The organism is Flavivirga amylovorans (assembly GCF_030540875.1).
GTDB classification, from domain to species: domain Bacteria; phylum Bacteroidota; class Bacteroidia; order Flavobacteriales; family Flavobacteriaceae; genus Flavivirga; species Flavivirga amylovorans.
Map to the genome: position 1 here is coordinate 427,951 of NZ_JAUOEM010000001.1, position 16,519 is coordinate 444,469.

Annotated in this window: 17 protein-coding genes and 1 tRNA gene; 3 read left to right on the forward strand and 15 right to left on the reverse strand. The window is 32.3% G+C overall.

What is annotated here, in order from left to right:
• Window positions 1-2 precede the first annotated feature (2 nt).
• The 7 genes from Q4Q39_RS01805 to Q4Q39_RS01835 form a co-directional block, all read right to left on the reverse strand.
• Window positions 3-650 carry a hypothetical protein gene (locus Q4Q39_RS01805; protein ID WP_303280648.1) on the reverse strand — a complete coding sequence of 216 codons (648 nt, stop codon included), beginning with the start codon at window positions 648-650 and terminating at the stop codon, window positions 3-5.
• Entirely contained in the window at window positions 640-2,007 is a 1,368-nt protein-coding gene (locus Q4Q39_RS01810) for a methylmalonyl-CoA mutase subunit beta (RefSeq protein ID WP_303280649.1), read from the reverse strand. Before Q4Q39_RS01810 ends, Q4Q39_RS01805 begins: the two co-directional genes overlap by 11 nt.
• On the reverse strand, window positions 2,000-2,323 hold the full coding sequence (locus Q4Q39_RS01815; protein ID WP_303280650.1) for an FtsB family cell division protein: 324 nt from the start codon (window positions 2,321-2,323) through the stop codon (window positions 2,000-2,002). Before Q4Q39_RS01815 ends, Q4Q39_RS01810 begins: the two co-directional genes overlap by 8 nt.
• The gene (gene udk, locus Q4Q39_RS01820; RefSeq protein WP_303280651.1) at window positions 2,324-2,929 is read right to left on the reverse strand and encodes a uridine kinase; all 606 of its coding nucleotides are present in this window, start codon (window positions 2,927-2,929) and stop codon (window positions 2,324-2,326) included.
• A gap of 67 nt (window positions 2,930-2,996) precedes the next feature.
• On the reverse strand, window positions 2,997-3,413 hold the full coding sequence (locus Q4Q39_RS01825) for a c-type cytochrome (RefSeq protein WP_303280652.1): 417 nt from the start codon (window positions 3,411-3,413) through the stop codon (window positions 2,997-2,999).
• A 10-nt stretch (window positions 3,414-3,423) separates the two neighbouring features.
• Window positions 3,424-4,548, reverse strand: coding sequence for a PQQ-dependent sugar dehydrogenase (locus tag Q4Q39_RS01830; protein WP_303280653.1), 1,125 nt, complete (start codon window positions 4,546-4,548; stop codon window positions 3,424-3,426).
• 21 nt (window positions 4,549-4,569) lie between these two features.
• On the reverse strand, window positions 4,570-6,870 hold the full coding sequence (locus tag Q4Q39_RS01835) for a TonB-dependent receptor (protein WP_303280654.1): 2,301 nt from the start codon (window positions 6,868-6,870) through the stop codon (window positions 4,570-4,572).
• A 147-nt stretch (window positions 6,871-7,017) separates the two neighbouring features.
• Between Q4Q39_RS01835 and Q4Q39_RS01840 the strand changes: the two genes are divergently transcribed.
• Window positions 7,018-7,092, forward strand: a tRNA-Pro gene (locus tag Q4Q39_RS01840).
• A gap of 225 nt (window positions 7,093-7,317) precedes the next feature.
• Window positions 7,318-8,559, forward strand: a complete 1,242-nt coding sequence (locus tag Q4Q39_RS01845) for a site-specific integrase (RefSeq protein ID WP_303280655.1) — start codon at window positions 7,318-7,320, stop codon at window positions 8,557-8,559.
• A 47-nt stretch (window positions 8,560-8,606) separates the two neighbouring features.
• Here the strand turns inward: Q4Q39_RS01845 and Q4Q39_RS01850 are convergent, their stop codons facing one another.
• Complete coding sequence (locus Q4Q39_RS01850) at window positions 8,607-8,867, reverse strand: hypothetical protein (protein WP_303280656.1); 261 nt, start codon at window positions 8,865-8,867, stop codon at window positions 8,607-8,609.
• Between the two features lie 288 nt (window positions 8,868-9,155).
• Here Q4Q39_RS01850 and Q4Q39_RS01855 point away from each other — a divergent pair, with 288 nt between their 5' ends.
• Window positions 9,156-9,635, forward strand: coding sequence for a JAB domain-containing protein (locus Q4Q39_RS01855; RefSeq protein WP_303280657.1), 480 nt, complete (start codon window positions 9,156-9,158; stop codon window positions 9,633-9,635).
• 137 nt (window positions 9,636-9,772) lie between these two features.
• On the opposite strand, the gene Q4Q39_RS01860 is transcribed toward Q4Q39_RS01855, so the two are convergent.
• The 7 genes from Q4Q39_RS01860 to Q4Q39_RS01890 form a co-directional block, all read right to left on the reverse strand.
• The gene (locus Q4Q39_RS01860) at window positions 9,773-10,669 is read right to left on the reverse strand and encodes a peptidase associated/transthyretin-like domain-containing protein (RefSeq protein ID WP_303280658.1); all 897 of its coding nucleotides are present in this window, start codon (window positions 10,667-10,669) and stop codon (window positions 9,773-9,775) included.
• A gap of 99 nt (window positions 10,670-10,768) precedes the next feature.
• Window positions 10,769-11,146 (reverse strand): hypothetical protein, encoded by a 378-nt coding sequence (locus Q4Q39_RS01865; RefSeq protein ID WP_303280659.1) that lies wholly within the window; start codon window positions 11,144-11,146, stop codon window positions 10,769-10,771.
• A 2-nt stretch (window positions 11,147-11,148) separates the two neighbouring features.
• Window positions 11,149-12,186: an RNA ligase family protein gene (locus Q4Q39_RS01870; RefSeq protein WP_303280660.1), complete on the reverse strand. Its 1,038-nt coding sequence runs from the start codon at window positions 12,184-12,186 to the stop codon at window positions 11,149-11,151.
• Between the two features lie 32 nt (window positions 12,187-12,218).
• Window positions 12,219-13,376: a WG repeat-containing protein gene (locus Q4Q39_RS01875; protein ID WP_303280661.1), complete on the reverse strand. Its 1,158-nt coding sequence runs from the start codon at window positions 13,374-13,376 to the stop codon at window positions 12,219-12,221.
• A gap of 66 nt (window positions 13,377-13,442) precedes the next feature.
• Window positions 13,443-14,030 (reverse strand): STM3941 family protein, encoded by a 588-nt coding sequence (locus Q4Q39_RS01880; protein ID WP_303280662.1) that lies wholly within the window; start codon window positions 14,028-14,030, stop codon window positions 13,443-13,445.
• A 7-nt stretch (window positions 14,031-14,037) separates the two neighbouring features.
• Window positions 14,038-15,159 (reverse strand): hypothetical protein, encoded by a 1,122-nt coding sequence (locus Q4Q39_RS01885; RefSeq protein WP_303280663.1) that lies wholly within the window; start codon window positions 15,157-15,159, stop codon window positions 14,038-14,040.
• A gap of 41 nt (window positions 15,160-15,200) precedes the next feature.
• Window positions 15,201-16,499 carry a Kelch repeat-containing protein gene (locus Q4Q39_RS01890; RefSeq protein ID WP_303280664.1) on the reverse strand — a complete coding sequence of 433 codons (1,299 nt, stop codon included), beginning with the start codon at window positions 16,497-16,499 and terminating at the stop codon, window positions 15,201-15,203.
• Between the last annotated feature and the right edge of the window lie 20 nt (window positions 16,500-16,519).

Sequence of the window (16,519 nt, forward strand, 5' to 3'; positions counted from 1 at the left end):
TACTATTCTGGTTTCTTATTAAAATCTACTTTAGATTCTGGTTTGTTAAAATTAATTTTAGAAAAATCGACATCAAAAAGCTTTGAATAAAACAAATCTAATGCGATATAAGTTGCTAAATATTTGTCTTTAAGAGCTGTTCTGTATTTGCTCATTAAGGGAGCTCCAAATAATTTAGGACTCATGCTATTTGTTGTTATTAGCGAATTAAAAGTTGTTTTTAAAGCGGTATCTTGTATATTTTCAGCTATACAATTTATGATAGTACTATTGTAGTTTAAATGGCTCTTAGTGTTATTAGCATCCCATAATGTATTTTCATTTTTTAGAGCCTGAAATACTTTGTATGTATGCTCAGAGACTATGTCTTCATATTTTGCTCTTCCGTAGGTAGCATCTCTTACAAACAAGTTGTAAGACTGCGTTTGAGATGCTGTTTTTTTAGCGTTACTATAATGATGCAAAATATCACTTTCGAAAGCATATAATGCTTCATGATAAAGTTTTGAATTAAAATCACCACATGTTAATACAACAGGTAGGTCTGCATGTTTGTATTCTGATAATGTGTTTTCGTTTTTACAGCTTGATAAAGTAATTACTAATAAAAGTGCGATAAAGTTAAAATTCGGATTCATTTTAGTGTTCATTTTTTAATCGTTCTTGTTCTATTTTTTCTGCTAATCGTTTTTCAATTATGGGTTCAATTAATGTTTTTCTTTGATTTGTTTTTACAAAAGGATAAAGTTCTAATTCTTGTTTCATTGTATCATCTGCATTTGGGTGTTTGTTAGTGCCCAACAGTATGTTCTCTCCTGCATTGAACTGAACATCTTCTTTGGATGCATTTTCTTTAATTTTTCGTTGAATCGTGCCTTCTTTTAACTGTTTTAAAAAACCACCATTTTCTTCAATATTTTTGAATAAATCAAGCGCTTTTTCTGCTAGTTGATCGGTTAAGGATTCTATATAAAAAGTGCCATCGGATGGGTTTTTTACGATATCAAAATAACTTTCATGTTTTAAAACTAGTAGCTGATTTCTTGAAATACGTTCTCCAAATTCATTGTCCTTATGGTAAATGGCATCATAGGGTAAATTATAGATACTATTTGCACCTCCAAGAATAGCGCTCATACATTCTGTTGTTGTACGTAGCATGTTGGTGTTATAATCATATAATGTTTTGTTACGCTTTGTGGGTGTTGCTAGAATATGGCAATTAGTATTAACATTGTATTCGGCAGCCAGTACCTCCCAAAGAATACGTAATGCACGTAATTTTGCAATTTCAAAAAAGTAATTTGTACTCACGGAAACGTTAAAGTTTATTTCTAATGTAGATAAGATATTGTTATCGTTTTCAAAACAATTTAAATACTCATTGGCATGAGCCAAAGTATATGCTAATTGCTGTACGATATTTGCTCCTGCATTTTGATAAAGAGAGGCATCTACTAAAAGTGACTTTGTGTGTGTTGTTATAGCTTTAAACTTAGAGAAATCGTCTTTTAAGTTATGATACCAGTTTCCACTTTTTGCCAGGTTGTTTATGATATCTGTGTAGATGTAGGTACTTGTATCTGATAGAATGGCTGTTAATTGCTTTACATATGTTTCTGAAAGAAATTGTAACTCAAAATAGAGTGGAGTTGATGCTGGATTAATATTTTCTAGCAAATCGTTAATTAAGATAGTCTCTGAAGGTATGATGAATTTAATACTTTCGGCACCTCTTTCTATAGCATCAATTGCTTTTTGATTAGCATTTTTAGCATTAGAGACAAAGATAAATTGACAAATATTCCATGTTGTAGTTTCTGAGTTAGAAATTTTGGGTTGTTCTTTAAAATCGTCTGCATGATAAAATGGTTTTACAGATATATCTTCATTAGTTTGCCAAACCAATGTGTCATTATAATCAGCGCCTTTTAAGTCGAATTGTATTTTTTGTTTCCATTGTTTAGCTGAAACCGAATCAAATTCTTTAAACAACTTATTACTCATTCTTTTTAGTTTTTAAACTGTCTTCGTATTCTATAATGTAGATTTCTTCGTTATCACGTTTCATAAAATATTCTTCGCGGGCAAATTTTTCTAAACCATCTTTTGTGCTAAGCTTTTTTATTGCTTTATTGTCTTTTTCTATTTCTTTCTTATAATATTCTTTTTCGTTTTCTAAAGCTTCTACATCTGTATTTAATTCATGATGTATAATCCACGAGTTATCATCAAAAAATAACATCCAAATGATAAAGGCGGTTAAAATTAAGATGAACCAATTCTTAAAAGGCTTGAAAATCTTATGTTTTAATAGTGCCATTTATAGTTTTTCGTTTATGATGGTTTTAACAATGTCTACAGCTACTGTATTATATTTATTGTTCGGTATTATGATGTCTGCGTATTCTTTCATAGGTTCAATAAATTGATCATGCATAGGTTTTAATGTTGTTTGATACCTTACTAGAACTTCATCTAAGTCTCTGCCACGTTCAGAAATATCACGCTTTAAACGTCTTATTAAACGTTCGTCTGTATCTGCATGTACAAATATTTTAATATCAAACATATCCCGTAATTCTGGATTTGTTAAAATTAATATACCTTCAACAATCATGACCTTTCTAGGGTGCGTTAAAATAATATCACCAGTTCTATTATGCTTAACGAAAGAATACACGGGTTGGTGTATGGGGTTATTATTTTTGAGCTCTTTTAAATGATCTGCTAAAAGATCAAAATCGATAGAACGTGGATGATCAAAATTTATTTTTATACGCTCTTCATAGGATAAGTGCGTGGTATCTTTATAATAGGAATCTTGTGAAATAACGCCAACTTCACCTTCGGGTAGTTCATTTAAAATCTGGTTTACAACTGTGGTCTTACCACAGCCAGTACCACCTGCGATTCCAATTATAAGCATTATTAATTTAGTTTAGTTAGCTTTTACAAAGTTAGTTAAATGTAAAGTTATTTAAATGTGAAACCGCTTATTTTTTAATTTTTGAGACTTCTTCTTCAGTTACTATTTCATCATTTTTATTATCCCAACTATTTGTGATATAATTCATAACATCGGCAACTTCATCATCACTTAACCCCATAGGAGCCATAAAGCCATTATATGTTTGTCCATTAACAACAATTTTACCTTTTTGCCCATATTTAATCCCTCTAATGCTAGCTTCTCGATTTTTTATAAGATAGTCTGAGTTGGCTAATGGAGGATATACTTTTTCTACACCTTTACCATTTGGTAAATGACAAGACACACAAAAATCGGTATATATTTCTTGCCCCCTTTGTATACTTTCTTTTAAGGGGTCTGTCTGTGTTTTATTATTTTGGTTTGTAGAAAAAATAATTACTGAAGACAGCGTTATTAAACTTACTGTGATTAACTTCATATGTGCCTTTTTAATTTTCTGGAATAATTTTAACAATGCCTAAACCTTCTATAGCCGCATAAATATATCCATCTGGGGCTTCTAATACATTTCTAACACGACCTATGCCCTCAAATAATTTTTCACGTTTTATCACCTCATTGTTTTCCAATACGAGCCTTTCAATGTATTCAAACTTTAAGGAGCCAACCAGAACATTCCCTTTCCAGTTTGGATATATATCTGAAGAAACAAAGGTCATACCACTAGGTGCAATAGAAGGCACCCAATAAAACAAAGGTTGTTCCATGCCATCTTTATGAGTGATATCTGTAAAGGTTGTACCACTATAATTAATGCCGTATGAGATGACTGGCCATCCAAAATTTTTTCCTTTTTGTATGATATTAATTTCGTCTCCCCCTCGCGGTCCATGTTCATTAACCCAAATAGCTCCAGTGATTGGGTTTTTTATCATGCCTTGTGGATTTCTATGGCCATAACTATATATTGAAGTTTTTGCATTGACAGTATTTATAAAGGGGTTGTCTTGTGGGATGCTTCCATCGTCATTTAATCGATATATCTTTCCACAATCTCGGGTGAGATCTTGTGGGTTTACATCTCTATTACCTCTATCTCCAATTGAAAAATATAAGTACCCTTCGTTATCAAATTCAATACGTGATCCCCAATGTTGCCCTTTTTTTGTGTTTGGATCAGCTTTATAAAGTAATTGTTGCTCAACCAGCGTGTTGTTATTTAGCTTGGCTCTTAAAATGGCTGTGTTACCTCCATCTTCATTGCCTTCAGACGATGCATAGGATATATAGATCCATCCGTTGTTTTTATAATCAGGGTGCAATTTTATATCCATTAAACCGCCCTGACCTCTTACATATATTTCAGGCAAGCCTTCAATACTTGTTTTTGTACCGTTTTTAAAATGAATAAGTTCGCCAGTTTTTTCAGTAATAAGCATACTGCCGTCTGGTAAAAAGATCATGCCCCAGGGAATATTTAAATCGGGAACAATTACTTCGGTTGTATATTCAATGTTATCAGGAGTTTCTGCTTTGACTTCAGATTCTGTTTGTTGCGCACATGACATGCATGAGATAAGGATTATTGATAAAAGGGAAAAAATATTTTTCATAGTTTTTTGTTTAAAAATGCCCTAAAACATATAATTTATATGCACTCCAGTATAATAATTCACAGGGTTACCTGGATAATAATACCTTGGTGCATTACCGTTAAAACCAGATGCATTTATTAAAATTTGTGAGGCATAGGCTTTATCAAAGATATTATTTATCCCTAAGAAAATATTTAAGTTTAGCTTTTTATTAAGAGATGTTTTGTATCCGATTTTAAAGTTTGTTAAACTATAACTGTCTGAATATAGGTTATTACTATCTGTAATGGGCATGTCGCCTACATATTGAACATTAATATTTCCATAAATTCCAAAGGACGATTCTATATCTATTCCAGCATTAAATATACTTGAAGGTACACCAGTTAAATCATTGCCCGAAAAATTAGTGTCTTCATCAATGAATTCTTTAAATTTAAAATTATTGAGCGTGTAATTTGCAAATGAGTTTATGGATATGGTTTCTTTTTGTAACCATTCATAATTCAATGATAATTCTAATCCGTCATGTTGTGTACTTCCGGCATTTATTCCAATAAAGTCATCCTGAGTCGTTCTGCGAGACACCAAAAGATTTTTAATGGCTAAACGATAAAGCGCTACATTGAATTGTAAACGATTGTTTATTAAAGTGCCTCGCGTACCAATTTCAAAATTCCATCCAGTTTCTGGTTTAAGAGCCGTGTTTAGTTGTCCGTCTGGTAGTAATGTTTCATTTAATGTAATTGGAGAGAAGCCATGGCTAATGTTTGAATATACGCTAGTATTCTTGGATAAAAGATGAGATATACCAAACTTTGGAGATACAATGTTTTTAAATTTGAAGTCACCAGATTGATCGGGGTTATTTTCTGAAGCAGGAAACTTGTCATTTAAATGATATGAGGTTTGATTTAAATTCAGGCCTACTGAAAGCGTTGTTTTTTCTGAAAGGTCATAGTTAGTTTCAAAGAATAAGTTATGATAATTTCTTTTTTCTTTGAAATTTGATAATCGATTGCCTTCAACACTTCCAGTATCATCAGGAAAATCCCTATATAAGTTTTCAAACGTTCCATATTTATAGGTGTCTCTGAAAAATTCGCCCCCAAGTGTCCAGTTGAAAGTTTTACCGAAAAGTTTGGTATTGCCTAAAATTCGACTTCGAATACCTGTAGCCAAAGTGTGTTCTTTTAAAATATTGAAAGGCCTAGGTTCATAACCATCATGAAAAGAGGTAAATATGCTGGTTATTTGTTTTATAGAACTGCTATATTGATGATTCCAGGATAAGCCAAAAATCCCACGTTTATAATCTTCAAATCCCTGAGCCTGTTTCCATGTAAATGCAGCGGATTTTGGATTGTTTAGATAGGTTTCTTCGTTAATTGAACTAGGAATAAAGGCCTTTAAGTCAATATAACTGGCTAAAAAGTGCAATTCGTTTTTTTCATTTATGTGATGGTTTGTGTTTATGGTAAAAGTCTGTCTATCGTATTCATTGTTTTCACGATAACCATCACTATGTGTATTGCTATATATGGCTCTAAAACTGTTAGTTGCAGTGCCATGATTTACATTTACAGTGCCTTTTAATAATCCAAAAGATCCCACAGATACTCTTGTATTTATGGTAGATTGATTTAAAAAGGCATTTTTTGGTGTTATATGTATAGTACCACCCAGACCGGCTCCGTAGATGCTAGAAGTAGCACCTTTAATAATTTCGAAACGAGATATGGTATTTAATTCGAAATCTTCAATAGTAGTTTCTCCGCTACCAGTTGTTAAAGGAATGTCTTTAAAATAGGCTCTTATTTTAGCAGTTCCGAATAAGTTTCTGGAACCAATACCTCTAATCGTAATTCGGTTGGTATTAAGAGCACCACTTTGCATGAAGACTCCAGGGGTTCTATTTAAAATGGAGGCTATATTAATATCATTACCAAATTCGATATCTTTTAAAGGAATAATGCCGATAGAAGTTGTTGCTTTTTTTAGTTTTTTAGGAATGTGATTTGAGTTGATAATGACTTCATTTAATTGAGAAGGATTTATATCTAGTTGAATAATGTAATATGCCTTATTTTTTAATTCGAGAATTTTTTCAAAGTAACCTTCTTTTTTTAACGAATATTTGCTGGTTCCTTTGATTTCAAAGGTTCCATTTAAATTGGATACTGTCATAGTTTTTGTGCTAAGGTTTGTTATTTGTACGTTTGATAATGCTGTCCCATTGTCTCTGTCAATAATCTTTCCTTTAATTTTTGATTGTCCTAAAACACTCAATGTGAATCCAATAGAGAGTAAAATAAGAATTCTTTTTTTTATATAATTCACAAGTAAATAGTATGTGTTTAAGCGTACTAAATTATGGCTTTTTTGAAAATGTGCTTCTGATTATATTTTGCGGTAAATATTTTTAATATAAAAAACGGTGTAATGGATAAAAAGTCTATATTTGCAGTCCTAAAATGATAACCAATTCGGGGTGTAGCGTAGCCCGGTTATCGCGCCGCGTTTGGGACGCGGAGGTCGCAGGTTCGAATCCTGCCACCCCGACGAACCTAGAAATAGGTCACAACAAAACACTGTTAATCATTTGATTTTCAGTGTTTTTTGTTTTTACACATTTTTTTTGATGCCAAATAAAACCATTTAAAACTAATAAAAAGGTGTGCAATTAGGTGTGCAATATTTCATCAAAAATGTACTAACTTTATGAGACTTTGAAGCGTGATTTGACTTTCGTATTTACAAATCATTGTTTAATCAAAGTCGCTTAAAATGAGAACAATAAGTACCTTTTCCATTACTTTCTTCACAAGAAAATCAAGAAGCAACCTCGAAGAGCTTAACATTTATGCACGCATAAACGTTAACGGTAAAAGAGCCGAAATCAGTCTAAAACGGTGTGCAAATTCCGCACAATGGGATTCCACCAAAAATAGGGGTAAGGGAAAATCAGAAAATATAAGAGCCCTGAACGCTTATTTAGACCAAGTGTATGGTAAACTACTCCAATGCCACAAACAGTTTGTAGAAGAGGATAAAATAATAACCTCGAATGCTATTAAGTCCCGATATCTAGGAGAAGATGACAACAGTAAAACATTAAAAGAATTAATAGCCTATCACAATGATAATATGGTTCATGTACTGAAAGCAGGAACCATGAAGAACTACTATACCACAGAAAAGTATTTACAACGGTTTTTGCTTAAAAAGAGAAAAGTAAAAGACCTTTACCTAAAACAACTAAACTTTAGGTTTATCACAGATTTTGAGCATTACTTACGGAATTATAAAAATTCTAAAAAGGAACATGTTTTAAGCAATAATGGCGTTATGAAACATCTGGAGCGCTTCAAGAAAATAATAAACCTAGCCATTAAACTGGAATGGATGGTTAAAAATCCATTTAAACAATTTCAGTTAAAGTATAACAAGTACGATAGAGAATACTTAAGCCAAAGAGAATTAGATTTATTGGAAGCCACTGAATTTAAAGTGGAACGATTGGAGCGAATAAAGGACTGTTTTATATTTTCCTGCTATACAGGGTTATCCTATGTCGATATAAAGGAACTTAAAAACATCCACATCGTTAGAGGAATTGATAATAACTATTGGATACATACTAAAAGAGAAAAAACAGATGAATTAGTAAAAATACCTATACTACCTAAAGCATGGTCAATACTGGAAAAATATAGAACCATAAAAGAAACGGACTTTACCGCCAATATTTTGCCCATTAACTCCAACCAAAAGACCAATGCTTACTTAAAAGAAATAGCAACAGCATGCGGTATACATAAAAATATCACTTTTCATGTAGCCAGACATACCTTTGCGACAACCGTAATGCTTTCCAATGGTGTTCCTATAGAAACCGTATCCAAACTTTTAGGACATACCAAGCTATCTACAACACAAATCTATGCAAGAGTAGTAGAGACTAAAATAAGTGAGGATATTGGCAATTTATTGGAGCGGTTTAAAGAAAAGGAAAGTAAAATTGCCTAAATAGCACTCAAAAGGAGTCTAAGATGTTTTATTGTAGTTTTTTATTATCAGTCGTTGAAACTTAAATAAAAATAACTACTACCTACTTTTGTTTCTTTATCTAATTCCAAGCCATAAAATGTATTATAAAAAATGCATAGCACATTATAATACTTTTTTATTATAGTAAGTAATAGTTGGTCTTCATTCATTATGTGAACCCCAGACATTAATATACTGTTTAAGTGAAAAAAGTCTTTACAGGAATTCTCATTTGCCAGATGTTCGAAGAAATAGGTAATCTCGTTAAGTTTGATTTCATTTCCCATAGCAGGATATATTTTTTTGATTAATTAAATATAATTATTTAGTATTCAATTAATTTCTATATAGTCTATAGACGATTGATACAATATCATGTAGTTGAAAAAAATCAAACTACTGTCCTGTTTCATACTTTAAAGAGCCTTCGCCATTACCTTTTTTGATAGCAAAAAAACAATATTCAGTTTTGAACGACGGCATAAACCAGGCTCGTACCTCGCCCTTTTTTATACGTCTTATCAAACCTGAATATTGAATAAGGCAAGCTTCAAAAATGATAATACCGAGGCTCTATGAAAAGCAATTCAAAAAAGAAAAAAAGTAAGAAGAACAAAATCAATGAAATAAAAGTTAGCTATAAAGAGTATATAAAAGCATCACATTGGCAAAAAATAAGTTCTTCAAAAAGTGCAGGAAGATTATTGTATGAAGATTGGAACAAAGATACTATTGAATTACATGAAAACTTTAAAGTGGTGCTATTGAACAATAGCAATAAAGTCAAAGGGATATACGAGCTATCCCAAGGAGGTATTACAGGAACACTTATCGATTTGAGAATACTATTTGCTGTAGTGCTAAAGACATTATCAGTAGCAATTATTCTTTGTCACAACCACCCATCTGGAAATTTAAAACCCAGTGTACAGGACAAATACATCACCAATAAAATCAAGAAGGCAGCCAAAATGTTTGATGTAAAAGTTTTAGACCATATAATTATGGCTCCAAATGGAGATTATTTTAGTTTTTCAGACAATGAGTTATTGTAATTTAAAAGAAGAAAATTAGCTTTTAAAACGATTTGAAGCATTACACTTAAAATTTCATTGAAAAGGTTAAAAATACTTTGAGCAAACAAACGATATAAAATCAATACAATTTTAATGATGCTTTAATATCTAAAACCTTATAAAAAGTCTTTTAAGTCAATATCTGTTTGAGGATAGGACAAATCCGTTGTTCCATTTGGTTGATATAAACAAATAATGTTTTTTCCAAATTCTTTGTAAAAACTCCCTAGTCCATCTGGTGTGCTTACGTCAACCTCTGCTTCACCAAAAATCATTTTTCCATAAGTCTTCCCATCTCTACAACGAATAAAAAAGCCTTCTTCTTTTCCTGTTAATTTATATGTAGTTACATAGCCTTTTATAGGCGCGGTAGTCTTTTCATAAACCAAGGAGGATTTAATTTCATCGTCAAATATTGGAATCAACCCACCTTTATTAGAAGTTACAATTGTTGAAGGCAATCCTTCTTTGTTTTCAATTCTATACCAAAAGTCTGTTTGTGTTGTGTCGGAGTTTGTTTTTAAGGATTTAAAGTCAAAGCCAAATGATTTAGCATTCTCAAAATCCATTTCTTCTCCATTTTTATCTGCTGGAATACGAACTTTAAGATATGGAGGGTCTTTATACAAAACAGTACTGGTTATAAGAGTTGGGTTTTCTTTTCCTTTTTTTAGTTTCAAATTAACTTCAACTACATTGTCTTTAAGTTCATTATGGCTTCTGCTTGGCTGGTAATCATCCGCTACTGAGGCAACATCAACTTTGTGTCCCTTGCTAAACCTAGTTTCATACCAGCCATAGTTATCTGTTGTCAACGTTTCTTCATTAAACGAATTATCGTCAATATTGTGATGATACCAACAACGAACAAGAACTTCGGCGTTTGGAATCGGTTTCCCTGTTATTTCGTCAATCACTTGTCCAGTTACGACAATATTACTTTTATCGTCATTGCAAGCTAAAGTTGTCAAAACAATTAGTAATAGTAGTATGTTATGTAAGGCTGTTCTCATCTAAATCTTATTTTAAAAAGTAGGTTTTCATACTTTGCTCAAGCGTATTTTTTATTTATTGCGTTTACCTTTTGCTGAGGTGTTTGTTTCTCTATTTTTCTAATGCCTTGCAAAAGGTTTTGTTAGTTTTTCAAATCCAGATAATGGATGTAATTTCCAAGATTCTGGTTTCTGTTCTTCTCCTATCAATACAAATTCAATACTTCCATTAACCCTTTGAATCTTGACATTATTATTAGTCAAATTTTTTCCGTCATTGAACAATTCTGTCTCCTCTTCAAATACAGTTTTACCAAGACTATCTGTGTAACTCAAAATCATATGATGGTCAGAAAAAGGGGCACCTGGTTCGCGATACGTAATTCTAAATATTCCCGAGTTAAATTCATGATGTATTAATTCTCTTTCTGGAGGTGTTTCACAGCCTATAAGAAATAAACAAAAGAAAACACTAATAGTAAATTTATAACGTACCATTTTCAAGTAGCCCTAACAAAAGTTATTACCTTCTTTATTTCAGCATAAACTCTCTCATCAATCCATTTTTTTTCATCATTAGATAACTCTTCCAAAAGATTCTCATTGTCTTCGTTAAAGTCAACTAATATATCTCTAAAGAATTCAGATTCAATATCAGTTACTCTTTGCTCATTGGTGAAAACCAAAGCTCCTATTTTAGAGATAGCACTTTGTAATCTGTTTGTATTTATATAATTTCTCAATTCGTCAAATATGAAAAATAAATCTTCTGATTTAGATGAAATATTAGGAGTGTATGTCCATTTTTTAGCTTGATGATATTTCTTTTCTTCGTCAAACTCTTTGTTTTTTAATTTGATTATAGGTCTTGAATGAATCAATTTATAATCAATCTGATTAAAGGGTTTTATGACAACACCTTCTATTAGGTTTTCTTTTATTTCAGGGAGCTTTAGCTGCTGCGGTATGATAGAATTAATTCTTCTCCTAAAATTTAAAGCTTCTATGAGCTTTCCAATTAATAATGGTTTAGCATGAAATACTTTGTGTTTTTCAAAGTAAGAGAGTGATGATTCATAATCCAGGTACCGCTTAGATTGTATATCATCTGTTTCTATCGCAATATCAAAAGCACAAAAATTGATTTTTGGTGAATAATATACACCCGTTTGAATAGCATGTAAATTGGGGATTGGTTCAATATCTGGATGAGGATACATACCTCCAAATAATTCTCCATAAATAATGTATTTCGTAGCTTCTATTTTAAAACTTAAATCTTCGAATAACCTTAAAATATTATTCTCTATGTTATTTACCACAATTTGAAAACCAAAAAAGTCATCATTCCATGATAAATACTCTTTTCTTTTCGCATATTTTAAAGTTCTATTTTCATAAACAAAACTAAAATTTGCACCATGAATTTTTTCAGTAACCACCCATTGAAGTTTTTCCATCTTTGAAAAATCACGGTCATTTAATCCTAGTTTTTTTAAATTATTAGACATTTTCTCATATTCCGAGAACTCACTCATTTTGTCTTTCTTTTTTAATTTCTACAAACGGTTTACTTTTTACTAAGCTCATATATTTTATCATATAACTTTTTAAAGTTTGTTGTTGAGTCCATTACTGTTTGACAAGTGACTATATGATAATTTCTTTTAGTATAATGGTTGGATTTAGGTATAAAACCTTCTAATAACAACAAAGACGAGCCGTCGTTGTCCGGTCCTGCTCTATCGATTTTAAAAGGCATTGTCCAAAAATTCATTTGGTTTGTCAATTCAATAAAGTCATTCCATTCATTAGCTTTTATTTTTTTTTCAGAATAATCAAAGGGGAGGATGTCTTTGGGGTCAGGTCTATATTTTGATGTTCCTAACTGTTTCTTTATTATTAACTCGATAGCATTCTTATTCTTTTGCATTCTAATTACAGTTATCGTACCATCAAGATATATGTTAGTAAGGCGATATGTCTCTGAAGTCATTTTTCTTAAATCCGGTTCATTCATGCTATCCCATCTATTCCACCAAAATTTTTTCTCCAAAATAGTTTTAATGTCTAAAGACGCTATTATACTGTCATTTTTCTTAACAAGATTATAGCCAATATCGCAATCATTTTTTAGTCTATTTCCTTTTTCGTCTATCATAAACCATTCATCGCTTTCAACTTTTTTGTGTTTGTCCATATTTAAATATTCCGTTGCATTGTATGTTACTTCTGCTTTTCCGTTTTTAAATGATTTGGCAAAATCATATACACAAGGAATAACGACTTGTCCAAATTTATTGGCAAACCCCATTTTTCCATTTCGAATCACCCTTGTTAACCCCTCAACAAAAGGCTCCGGACCATTGTTAAACACCACAGCATCAAACAAAACATTCTGATTTCTGTCTATAGCAATCAGTCTTCTGTATGTAGTGTCATTTGGATGTTCAAGAACATTGGCATAATACTCTAAAGTATCTGTTCCATAGTAAGCATATTTTCCAAACGGGATTATCGTATCATTCTTTTCATTTACATATGCTACTCTTACCCCATATTGAAGGTGTTCTTCATCTGTGACGGCTATCAACTTTTCTGTTGAGATAGTGTCGGATACCGATTTATCAAAATATTGATGATTGGTTGTTTTCTTGTCAATATATTCCCTACAAGAACTAACTAACATTAAACTAAAAATTGATATTACTAATCGTGTTATTTTCATTTCTTTTAAAGCTTTAAAACATATGCAGTAATGTGTTTTTGGGTTTACAATGCCATACAAATGAGCTTAGCTTTTTATTATTTTGGTTTCAGAGATGAAAAATTTGCCTTCTTTTCTGGTTGTTTTGATTTTCTTCGCCTTTAAACCATCTTCTAATACTTGTATCAAATCTTCTTGACTAATCGCTAGAGAACCTGTTGAAATACTTAATGGAGAGCCATAATTAGCAAAGTTAAATTGCATCATTTTTTTCTTAATCATATTGCTTTCACTTAGTAACCAATACTCTGGATTGGAAACCTCAATGATTAAATTTTTTTGACTGTTAATTTTAATTTCAGAAAAAGCCATTATACAGTCCCAATCAATTATTTTACTGTTTGGTTTTTTAGGATACATATGTATACCTTCTGTATCGACAACCAATGCCAATTCTGTTTTTACAATACGTTTAGTAGCAACGTACATACCAAATCCAAAAAACAATACACCTAAGAAACCTATTCCCTGAATGAGGTAAGCGCCCTGTAAAAATGAGTTAATAAAAACTTTGGGGTTTATAATAAAATAAACACTGAGAGCAATAAAAAATAATGAAATTACAAGAAGTCTCATTGCTTTTTTCTCGCTGGTATATATTTCTGTTTTTCTCATTTTCTATTTATAAGTTGTTAAACTCAATAGCATCACATGTCCCTACAAATGGAATTCCTGCATTTCCAAAGGCATAGGTAATAAGGCCTACGTATACCTGATTGCCATATGAGGGCGCTGTTCCTGGTAATTTACCTGTACCAGTATAAAGTGTCCATTCATCTGGAGTAGCACCATTACTTAGGTTTGGTTGTTGCCAATAAAAAGTAAGCTCGTTATTTTCATCACCAACAATGCGTATATCTACTCGTCCTAAAGGTGCTATATCTATACCTGCATCATTTACAAAGGAAACGCCATCAACAGTGTTTTTTCCTTCTATGGTGAATCTTCTTGCTCCTCTATGACCCACCACTATATGCGAAGAGTTTATAGAATTAAAATCTTCTGCATGCACTTGAATTCCTGCAAAATTATATTGAGTTCCGTTATGGGATGGTGCTGTTTGCGAATCTGTGGTTGTACCAATACCTATATTTCTTGCTATGACCTCAAAAGGAAAGGTCAATAATTTTGCATCTAATCGCCCTTGGTCTTGATTAAAATGTAAAGTTTGATTGTTTGTGTTGTCATCTAGAACTGCATGATATCTTCCTGAAACTCTAGTTACATTAGGTAATACTTCGGCATTATTTGTTACATAATCTATTAGCGGACCAGTGCCATCAAAATCATCTAAAATCGAGGCAGTATTGTTTTCTTCTGATTTTGTTGTGAAACTATATACAGTACTACTAGTTTCTCCTCCTTGATTGTCCTTTGCGGCTACTCTCCAATAATACGTTTCAGAAAAATTCAATTGATTTGTAGTGCTAAAATTAGTAGTGGTTAAATTCTCTACATACAAATTTGTTGGAGTTTGTTCTGTACTCAAATACATATCGTACACTACGGTATCTCCATCAGGGTCACTTGCCGTTTCCCAACTAAAAACTGGTAATACACTTATATCAGTTGCTCCATTAGCTATCTCATTTAAATTAAAAGAGTTTGGGGGGGTATTTTCTTCTGCAGGGTCAGGTTCTGAAATTGTATCTGGAGCGTTATTGTCGTCACTTCCGCATGAGACAACAAAAACCAATACCATAAGTATCCTTACTACATTAGCCAATTTATTTTTTGTTTTCATCTTTTATATTTTTTTGGATGCAACATTCAGACGCTTTTTAATTAATCAAATGCCCAAACATCATTTAGGTAACTCCCATCATATCCGCCGATTACCCAAACTTTTTCTTTGAATACTGTTGAAATATGGTCGAATCTCTTGGAAAAAGGTGCATTGTTAGTGAATTGTTTCCATTCGGTACCATTGGTACTATACCAAACATCATTTAGGCTACTAGGCGCAGCGCCACCAAATAGCCAAATTCTATTGTCATATACTACTGAAGTATGCCTGATTCTTTTAGCAAACGGAGCTGCAGAAGTGGCTTCTGTCCAATTGGCACCATCTTCGGTATACCAAACATCATTTTGACGGGTATCATCTGTTCCTGCAATTACCCATAGTTTATCATCAAATACTACGGAGGTATGAAGTGACCTTTCTGAAAAAATTGAAGTAACAGGTGTGGTTTCCGCCCAGGTTATTCCGTCTTCACTAGACCAAACCTCATTGTTATTAGTGCCATTATATCCACCAATGACCCAGATTTTATTATTGTAGACTACAGAGGTATGTCTGCCTCTTCCTGAAAATTGAGCAGTTGCAGTTGCTTGGGTCCAATTTTCACCGTCTTCACTATACCAAATATCATTTAAATATATGTCTCCATTATACCCACCGATAATCCATATTTTATCATCAAACACAACAGAGGTATGCTCCCGTCTACCAGAGAATGGAGCTTCTGGTGTTACTTGTTCCCACTTAACCCCATCTTCACTTTGCCAAACATCATTTAAATCAGAAAAATCATCTGTATTCCCACCAATCACCCATAATTTATCCTCAAACTCTATAACAGATGCTTTGCGTCTATTACTAAATTCTGCATTTAAGGCTATCGGTTCATTTGGTATTTGTAAATCTCGTGTAGTAAAGCTATGTATTGCACTTTCCGTACTACCGCCTTTATCATCTTTTGCCACCACTTTCCAATGATAATTTTTTAATAATCCTAAGCTTTCTGTTGTTTCAAGGTTGGTATTACTTATGTTTTCACCATATAAAATTTCTGGTGGATTTTTAGAATCGAGATATAAATCATAGGTCACTGCATCTCCATCGGGGTCTGTACTCGTTTCCCAACTAAAAGTCGGTTTTATATCAGTATCTACCTCACCATCAGCAAGCGAAATAAGATTAAAGGTTTCAGGTGATTTATTTTCTTCTACAGGGTCTGGATTTGTTACTGGATCAGGTTCTGAAACTGGATCCGGAGCATTATTGTCGTCACTTCCACATGAAGTAACAAAAACTAAAAACACAAGACTTAAATATTGAATAATTTTGATTGTTTTCATTGTAATTTTTTTAAATAGGT

What these genes read in the sequence shown, in the direction of transcription:
- Q4Q39_RS01805 (WP_303280648.1), bottom strand. Translation starts at nt 650, where the DNA reads ATGAACACTAAAATGAATCCGAATTTTAACTTTATCGCACTTTTATTA.
- Q4Q39_RS01810 (WP_303280649.1), bottom strand. Translation starts at nt 2,007, where the DNA reads ATGAGTAATAAGTTGTTTAAAGAATTTGATTCGGTTTCAGCTAAACAA.
- Q4Q39_RS01815 (WP_303280650.1), bottom strand. Translation starts at nt 2,323, where the DNA reads ATGGCACTATTAAAACATAAGATTTTCAAGCCTTTTAAGAATTGGTTC.
- udk (WP_303280651.1), bottom strand. Translation starts at nt 2,929, where the DNA reads ATGCTTATAATTGGAATCGCAGGTGGTACTGGCTGTGGTAAGACCACA.
- Q4Q39_RS01825 (WP_303280652.1), bottom strand. Translation starts at nt 3,413, where the DNA reads ATGAAGTTAATCACAGTAAGTTTAATAACGCTGTCTTCAGTAATTATT.
- Q4Q39_RS01830 (WP_303280653.1), bottom strand. Translation starts at nt 4,548, where the DNA reads ATGAAAAATATTTTTTCCCTTTTATCAATAATCCTTATCTCATGCATG.
- Q4Q39_RS01845 (WP_303280655.1), top strand. Translation starts at nt 7,318, where the DNA reads ATGAGAACAATAAGTACCTTTTCCATTACTTTCTTCACAAGAAAATCA.
- Q4Q39_RS01850 (WP_303280656.1), bottom strand. Translation starts at nt 8,867, where the DNA reads ATGGGAAATGAAATCAAACTTAACGAGATTACCTATTTCTTCGAACAT.
- Q4Q39_RS01855 (WP_303280657.1), top strand. Translation starts at nt 9,156, where the DNA reads ATGAAAAGCAATTCAAAAAAGAAAAAAAGTAAGAAGAACAAAATCAAT.
- Q4Q39_RS01860 (WP_303280658.1), bottom strand. Translation starts at nt 10,669, where the DNA reads ATGAGAACAGCCTTACATAACATACTACTATTACTAATTGTTTTGACA.
- Q4Q39_RS01865 (WP_303280659.1), bottom strand. Translation starts at nt 11,146, where the DNA reads ATGGTACGTTATAAATTTACTATTAGTGTTTTCTTTTGTTTATTTCTT.
- Q4Q39_RS01870 (WP_303280660.1), bottom strand. Translation starts at nt 12,186, where the DNA reads ATGAGTGAGTTCTCGGAATATGAGAAAATGTCTAATAATTTAAAAAAA.
- Q4Q39_RS01875 (WP_303280661.1), bottom strand. Translation starts at nt 13,376, where the DNA reads ATGAAAATAACACGATTAGTAATATCAATTTTTAGTTTAATGTTAGTT.
- Q4Q39_RS01880 (WP_303280662.1), bottom strand. Translation starts at nt 14,030, where the DNA reads ATGAGAAAAACAGAAATATATACCAGCGAGAAAAAAGCAATGAGACTT.
- Q4Q39_RS01885 (WP_303280663.1), bottom strand. Translation starts at nt 15,159, where the DNA reads ATGAAAACAAAAAATAAATTGGCTAATGTAGTAAGGATACTTATGGTA.
- Q4Q39_RS01890 (WP_303280664.1), bottom strand. Translation starts at nt 16,499, where the DNA reads ATGAAAACAATCAAAATTATTCAATATTTAAGTCTTGTGTTTTTAGTT.